Annotated in this window: 1 pseudogene; it reads left to right on the top strand. The window is 67.6% G+C overall.

Annotated features, from left to right (window positions below):
• Positions 1-1,214 (top strand): annotated as a pseudogene (locus tag ACGFYQ_RS42230) (vitamin B12-dependent ribonucleotide reductase); the annotation flags it as partial.

Here is a 1,214-nt window from a genome sequence, read left to right on the forward strand (position 1 = left end):
TCGATCACCTCGCTGATGACCGGTACCGCCTACAAGCGCTCCGCCGAGCTGGCCGCCATCGTCGGCCCGTACGACGGCTACGCCCGCAACGCCGAGTCGCACAAGCGCGTCATGAAGCAGCACGCCGACGCCAACGCCGTCGCGCCGCGCACCGACGACCTGGACAACTCGATCTGGGCCGCGGCCACCGAGGCCTGGCAGGACGTCCTGCGCCTCGGCGAGAAGAACGGCTTCCGCAACTCCCAGGCCTCCGTCCTGGCGCCGACCGGCACCATCGGTCTCGCGATGTCCTGTGACACCACCGGTGTCGAGCCGGACCTGGCCCTGGTCAAGTTCAAGAAGCTCGTCGGCGGCGGCTCGATGCAGATCGTCAACGGCACCGTCCCGCAGGCCCTGCGCCGCATGGGGTACCAGGAAGAGCAGATCGAGGCGATCGTCGCCCACATCGCCGAGCACGGCGTGGTCGTCGACGCCCCGGGCCTGAAGGCCGAGCACTACTCGGTGTTCGACTGCGCCATGGGCGAGCGCTCCATCTCCGCGATGGGCCACGTCCGCATGATGGCCGCGATCCAGCCCTGGATCTCCGGCGCGATCTCGAAGACGGTCAACATGCCGGAGACGGCGACCGTCGAGGAGATCGAGGAGATCTACTTCGAGGCCTGGAAGCTCGGCGTCAAGGCGCTCGCGATCTACCGCGACAACTGCAAGGTCGGCCAGCCCCTCTCCGCCAAGAAGAAGGAGCAGGAGAAGGAGGAGGTCACCGCCAAGACGGAGGAGACCATCCGCGCCGCCGTCGAGAAGGTCATCGAGTACCGCCCCGTCCGCAAGCGCCTCCCCAAGGGCCGTCCGGGGATCACCACCTCCTTCACGGTCGGTGGCGCCGAGGGCTACATGACGGCGAACTCCTACCCGGACGACGGTCTGGGCGAGGTCTTCCTGAAGATGTCCAAGCAGGGTTCGACCCTCGCGGGCATGATGGACGCCTTCTCGATCGCCGTCTCGGTCGGCCTGCAGTACGGCGTCCCGCTGGAGACCTACGTCTCGAAGTTCACCAACATGCGCTTCGAGCCGGCCGGCATGACAGACGACCCGGACGTGCGGATGGCCCAGTCGATCGTCGACTACATCTTCCGTCGCCTGGCGCTCGACTTCCTGCCCTTCGAGACCCGCTCCGCCCTCGGCATCCACACCGCCGAGGAGCGCCAGCGCCACCT

The organism is Streptomyces sp. NPDC048258, assembly GCF_043201995.1.
Classification (GTDB): Bacteria; Actinomycetota; Actinomycetes; order Streptomycetales; family Streptomycetaceae; genus Streptomyces.